The organism is Flavobacterium sp. AJR, assembly GCF_002156885.1.
GTDB lineage: Bacteria > Bacteroidota > Bacteroidia > Flavobacteriales > Flavobacteriaceae > Flavobacterium.
Window position 1 is genome coordinate 1 of the sequence record NZ_NCWQ01000145.1, and the last position, 6,178, is coordinate 6,178.

Here is a 6,178-nt window from a genome sequence, read left to right on the forward strand (position 1 = left end):
GCATTAAGTATCATAAAGAATTAAGCTTAATTTTTCTTAATGACTTAATGGTAAAAAATCTTTCTATCTATGGTTAAATAAATGTTTATTCTCAGTTTCTTAGTGCTTCAGTCCCCATCCCGAAACGTCGGGACGGGATAGTCCCTCAGAGCCTTAAAAAAATTATTCAATAACCAATTGACCTAGAGCTTCTTTGCTAAAGCCTTTTAGTTCTTCGGTTTTTCCTGCTTTAATTTTAGCAACCCAATTTGGGTCAGAAAGTAGTGGTCTTCCAACTGCTACTAAGTCAAAATCTCCTCTGTCCATACGTCTTGTTAATTCATCCAAAGATGTTGGTTGAGAACTTTCGCCAGCAAATGCACCAAAGAAATCACTAGAAAGACCTACAGAACCTACAGTAATTGTTGGGATTCCTGTTATTTTTTTTGCCCATCCAGCAAAGTTTAGGTCGCTACCTTCAAATTCTGGTTCCCAAAAACGACGTTGTGAACAGTGTAAAATATCTACACCAGCATCAACTAGAGGAGCAAGCCAAGCTTCCATTTCTAGTGCGTTTTTAGCCAATTTATAAGTGTAATCAGCAGGTTTAAATTGTGAAAGTCTGATGATAATTGCAAAATCTTCACCTACTTGTTTTCTAACTTCTTTAATTACTTCTACAGCAAAACGAGTACGTTCTGCAAGAGTTTTTCCACCGTAAGCATCGGTTCTGTGGTTTGTTGCATCCCAGAAAAATTGATCGATAAGGTAATCATGAGCACCGTGAATTTCGACACAGTCAAAACCTAATCTTTTTGCATCTGCAGCAGCCTGACCATAAGCAAGAATTGTATCTTCGATATCTTTTGTAGTCATGGTGTTACCATTGCTAAAACCCGGACGGTTTAATCCAGATGGCCCTTCAAAAGGAACTGGTGGAACCCAACCTGAATGGTGGTTATCCATAATACCCATGTGCCAAATTTGTGGTCCCATTTTTCCGCCAACTGTATGAACACCATCAATTACTTTTTTCCATCCTGCAAGTGCTTCATCACCATGAAAGTGAGGAACATTTGCATCATTAGATGATGAAGGTCTGTTTATAACAGTTCCTTCAGATAAAATTAAACCTACTTCACCTTCGGCTCTTTTTTGGTAATAGTTTGCTACATCATCTGTAGGGATTCCGTTAGGAGAAAATGAACGCGTCATAGGCGCCATTACTATTCTATTTTTAAGATCTAACGTCTTTAATTTAAAAGGCGTAAATAGACTATTTGTACTCATATCAATGTTTTTTTATAAATTAAATTCAATTATTTTACTTAGTTCTACAAATGTTTTTTCATTACGTTTGTAGTATGTCCATTGTCCAACACGTGTAGATTCTATAAATCCTGCACGCTGAAGAATAGATAAATATTCGGAAACAGTCGATTGCGTAAGTCCAGCTTTGGCTTGTATTTGTCCCACACATACGCCATGCTCAAACCCATAAGGTTCTTGACCAGGAAAGTTTAGTTCGGGGTCTTTTAGCCATTCCAACATTTGTAGTCTGGACTTATTAGATAATGCTTTAAAAATTTCGATATGTTCCATGACGCAAATGTATCGACTTTTTCCGATATGCCAATATCAGATAAAATATTTAGCAAATATTTAAGAGAGGAAAGGGTAAGAAGAACTGATTGTAAGTCAGTGTGATAATGAGGTATTTTGGGCTTTTTGGGAGTTTTATAGAGGCTTTAAAACGTCAACTTGGTAATGAATTTTCTTAATAAAATTTATATTTTTCTTAATTGAACAGGAGATAATCTTGTTTTTTTCTGTGAAGAAATATTAATGAAATCCTTGGTTTTCGGCATAAGTCATTATTTAAGCCTGAGATTGTTGCCAAAAAAAATAACCATATAAGGGATATAAGTTCAGTTAAGTCTAACGTTGATGGTCATGCTTATATTAACTTATATCGCTTATATGTTTAAAATAATTTCTGAAGTTCTAATTCTTCAATGATTTGTTTTTTCATTGTAGTGTTGATATAATCTTTTGCTTCGGCATAAGAAATTTTATACTTACGCTCAATTTCCTGTAGATGCGATGGGAAAGAAGCTAATAGTTTATCGTAGTATATATCCAATTCGTTCTCGTCTGGCATTTCAAATTTCAGTCGTATCTGAAACCTTCTCAATAAAGCGGTATCTATGATATTATAATGGTTTGTTGCGCAAATAAGCAAGCTATCATCTGGGAAATAATCAATCAACTGAATAATTGTGTTTACCAAACGACGCATTTCGCCCACATCCTTATCATCGCTTTCACGACTTTTTCCTATTTGGTCAAATTCATCTAGGAATAAAACTGCCTTTTCACGAATGGCTTTATCAAATATTGCTTTAATGTTTTTGGAAGTTTCTCCAATTCGCGCATTAATTAATGTGCTCAGATTTATGATGACAATATTTTTGTTTAAAGCCGTTGCAATTGCTTTGGCAGTAGTTGTTTTTCCGCAACCAGTATGCCCGTGCAGGAATATTTTATTATCTACTTTAAGATTATATTTTTTTAATTCATCAAGATAGCGATGTTCTTTTATTATTTGTTCTAAAGCGGCTTTGTTTTCTTCGCTAAAAAGTAAATCATTCAAGGCAATTTTCTCGGTATCATTTACGGTAAGTTCGTATAGATTCATCTCAATTATTTATTTGATGCAAAATTAAGTCTTATTCTGCAATATTCTCATTCCAGATTTCTTTTCCTAAAAATCGATTTCCGAAGATAGATGTTCCAACTCTAACTATATTAGAACCTTCGGCTATAGCCAATTCTAAATCTTGGGACATTCCCATAGAAAGTTTTAATTCGGTTATGCCTTCTATTCCTTCTGCATAAATCTCATCTCTTATTTGTCTGAGTAAACTAAGCGATGGCTGCATTTTCTCTTTTTCTACATCTAATAAACCAATAGTCATTAAACCTTTAATATTCAGGGTGTCATATTTTTTTATTTCTCTGATAAAAGAAACAACGTCTTTTGGCGGAAGCCCAAATTTACTTTCTTCGTATGAGGTGTTTACTTGTATAAAAACATCTAGATTTCTTCCTTGGTTTTGTAATTGCTTGTGAAGTTCTTCAGCCAAGCTAAGTCTGTCCAAAGACTGAATACAAGTTACATATTTTAGAACATCTTTTATTTTATTGGTTTGTAAGTGACCAATAAAATGACGTTTGATATCTAATCCTTGTAATCCTGAATCTTTATCTCGTAGTTCTTGCATTTTGTTCTCGCCAATAAGAGTTTCACCAGCTTCAATAGCTATGCGTATTTTATCGGCAGGAACGGTTTTGGTTGCTAATAATAACTGAACATCTGATACATTTCTACCAGATAGTTTACAAGCATTTTCGATGCGCTCATGAACCTGTTTTAAATTGGAAATTATCATATCTTTCATAATGCAAAGGTAAGTAGTTGTGGATGATGGTGATAATCCAGTTTTAAGTTTTGCTTATGGTCCAGTTTTTTTAAGGCTTTGAGCGACTATTTTTTTTACCATTAAGATATTAAGAAAAATTAAGCTTAGTCCTTAATGAAACTTAATGTCTTAATGGTTAAACTTTTTTGACACTGATTGTAAATCCTTGTGTTCTTTGCTGTTAATTGCACATCTATAGTAAAAGCCTTGTATTAATTTTACTTTTCAACTGAAAAAAAATATTAATAAAAGAACGCTCATTCATTTAATGTTTTATATTTGCTAAAAATTTCCAAATTATGAGAGTAAGAGATATAGATAAAGAGAAGTTAGTTGTTACAAATGCGATTGAGTTAATTGTTCAGGATGGCTTTCAGGGCTTCAGTATGAATAAGCTAGCGAAGGCTTGTAATATTTCTGTGGCGACTCTCTATATTTATTACAAAGATAAAGATGATTTGATTAAAAAAATCGGGGCTGAAATTGCTATAGAATTCTTTTCATCCACGATAGAGAATTTTTCGCCAGATATGCCATTTGAAGAAGGTTTATGGATACAATGGCAAAACCGAGCTGCATTTACATTTAAGTATCCAAAGAAGGTTGCATTCTTTGAAGTAATTAAACAATCCCCACATGCTGAGGATATATTAAATTCTACAACCAAATTCTCTGATTTTAGGATAATCATGAAACAATTTATTGAAAATTCATTGCATAATAAGGAACTAGTGCCAATGCAATTTGAAGTTTTTTGGAGTATTGCTTACGGTCCTTTATATACTTTGTTGAATTTTCATAATGAAGGAAAAAGCATGGGAGGGAAGCCATTTAAGCTTACTCAAGACATGATGAAAGAAGCCTTTGGGGCTGCTATAAGAGCATTAAAACCATAAAATAATACTATGGAAACAGATTTAGATAAAATCTATATTTTTAAAACTAACATAGAACAACTATGTACCGATTGTAAGGTGACTAAAACACTAAACAATCACGCAGATATTTTGCAATGGAGTGTTGATACCGATGATGTTGATTATGTGCTGCGCATTGTTTCGGAAACACTTACAGTTAAAACAATAATTAATATTATTAATGATCTTGGACATGAATGCCAGGAATTAAATTAATCAAAAAAATACAAATATTATAATGGAAAAAACAAAATTAGAAATCCCACCCTTTTCTTCTTATCAAAAATATATTATCGCCTTATTGGCACTTTTACAATTTACGGTTATACTAGATTTTATGGTTCTTTCTCCACTTGGGGATATACTAATGAAAAATCTAGATATGACTACTGCAAATTTTGGATTTACAGTTTCGGCTTATGCATTTAGTGCGGGTACTTCAGGATTGCTTGCAGCTGGTTTTGCCGATAAGTTTGACCGAAAAAAACTGCTTGTTTTCTTTTACACAGGATTTATTATTGGTACAGTTTGTTGTGCTTTGGCAACTAACTATGCGTTGTTACTTTCTGCCAGAATTGTAACAGGTCTTTTTGGAGGTGTAATTGGATCCGTTTCTTTGGCAATTGTAACTGATTTATTTGTAATTCATCAGCGTGGTCGTGTGATGGGATTTATCCAAATGGCTTTTGCTTCAAGCCAAATTTTAGGGATTCCGGTAGGGCTTTATTTTGCAAATCATTGGGGTTGGCATTCCGCTTTTTTGATGATTGCAGGACTAGGAATTCTTATACTTGTTACAATTGTAATCAAGATGAAACCAGTTACCGAACACCTTAAATTACAGTCGGATAAAAGCCCATTTTTACATTTATGGCATACTTTAAGTAATAAGAACTATCAGGTTGGTTTTGCGGCAATTGCATTCTTATCTATAGGCGGATTTATGTTGCAGCCTTTTGGAAGTTCTTTCTTAGTAAACAACATTCATATTAGCCAATTAGAGTTACCAATGGTCTTTTTCTTTACAGGTCTTTCGGTACTTTTTATCATGCCTCTTGTGGGGAAATTAAGCGACAGAGTTAGTAAGTTTTGGTTGTTTACCGCAGGGTCAATACTATCGATTATTATGATATTAATTTATACCAATCTGGGACCAATTCCTTTATGGGAAGTAGTAGTAATCAATATGATTTTATTTATGGGTATCATGAGTCGTATGATTCCATCGACAACACTTAATACTGGAATTCCAGATATGAAAGATCGTGGAGCGTATATGTCTATTACTTCATCAATGCAACAAATTGCAGGAGGTATTGCAGCTGTTTGTGCTGGATTTATTGTACACCAAGAGAGTAAGACATCACCGCTAGAGAATTATGATATTCTGGGATATGTAATTTCGGCAGTAACACTTTGTTCGATATTCTTTATTTGGAGAGTAAACCAATTGGTTAAGTCAAAAGGTAAAGCTGTAGATGCAGGAGTGAAGGTTGTAATTGAAACAGAAAGTGTTTAAGTCTGTGAGATAAGATTTAACCATTAAGGGATTAAGATTTAACCGCTAAGTACGCAAGGGTTTACGCAAAGGTCACAAAGTTTAGATGGTTTGACTAAAAAAGTTTTACCATTAAGACATTAAGTTTCATTAAGGATAAAGCTTAATTTTTCTTTATTTCTTAATGGTAAAAAAATCTTTCTAATCCTTTTAATCAGTGGCAAAAAAAGACAAAGCTTAATTTTTCTTAATTTCTTAATGGTAAAGAAATTTTTTTAATCCTTTTAATCTGTGGCAGAAAA

The 6,178-nt window shown here is 33.4% G+C and carries 7 protein-coding genes; 3 read left to right on the forward strand and 4 right to left on the reverse strand.

What is annotated here, in order from left to right; genetic code table 11:
* Positions 1–162: 162 nt before the first annotated feature.
* The 4 genes from B8T70_RS22680 to B8T70_RS22695 all read right to left on the reverse strand — a co-directional run bounded on the left by B8T70_RS22680 (position 163) and on the right by B8T70_RS22695 (position 3,440).
* A complete protein-coding gene (locus B8T70_RS22680) occupies positions 163–1,269 on the reverse strand; it encodes an NADH:flavin oxidoreductase (RefSeq protein ID WP_039115706.1) in 1,107 nt (368 codons plus the stop codon).
* Positions 1,270–1,281: 12 nt separating this feature from the next.
* Positions 1,282–1,581, reverse strand: coding sequence for a helix-turn-helix transcriptional regulator (locus B8T70_RS22685; RefSeq protein ID WP_039119480.1), 300 nt, complete (start codon positions 1,579–1,581; stop codon positions 1,282–1,284).
* A gap of 382 nt (positions 1,582–1,963) precedes the next feature.
* A complete protein-coding gene (locus B8T70_RS22690) occupies positions 1,964–2,677 on the reverse strand; it encodes an AAA family ATPase (RefSeq protein ID WP_086896324.1) in 714 nt (237 codons plus the stop codon).
* Between the two features lie 31 nt (positions 2,678–2,708).
* Positions 2,709–3,440 (reverse strand): YggS family pyridoxal phosphate-dependent enzyme, encoded by a 732-nt coding sequence (locus B8T70_RS22695; protein ID WP_086896325.1) that lies wholly within the window; start codon positions 3,438–3,440, stop codon positions 2,709–2,711.
* A gap of 320 nt (positions 3,441–3,760) precedes the next feature.
* On the opposite strand from B8T70_RS22695, the gene B8T70_RS22700 reads away from it, so the two are divergent.
* From B8T70_RS22700 to B8T70_RS22710, 3 genes are read left to right on the forward strand one after another with little or no spacing between them, the layout of a single operon-like run.
* The gene (locus tag B8T70_RS22700; protein WP_086896326.1) at positions 3,761–4,357 is read left to right on the forward strand and encodes a TetR/AcrR family transcriptional regulator; all 597 of its coding nucleotides are present in this window, start codon (positions 3,761–3,763) and stop codon (positions 4,355–4,357) included.
* A gap of 9 nt (positions 4,358–4,366) precedes the next feature.
* The gene (locus tag B8T70_RS22705; protein WP_039119484.1) at positions 4,367–4,594 is read left to right on the forward strand and encodes a hypothetical protein; all 228 of its coding nucleotides are present in this window, start codon (positions 4,367–4,369) and stop codon (positions 4,592–4,594) included.
* A gap of 22 nt (positions 4,595–4,616) precedes the next feature.
* On the forward strand, positions 4,617–5,897 hold the full coding sequence (locus tag B8T70_RS22710; RefSeq protein ID WP_039115698.1) for an MFS transporter: 1,281 nt from the start codon (positions 4,617–4,619) through the stop codon (positions 5,895–5,897).
* Positions 5,898–6,178 lie beyond the last annotated feature (281 nt).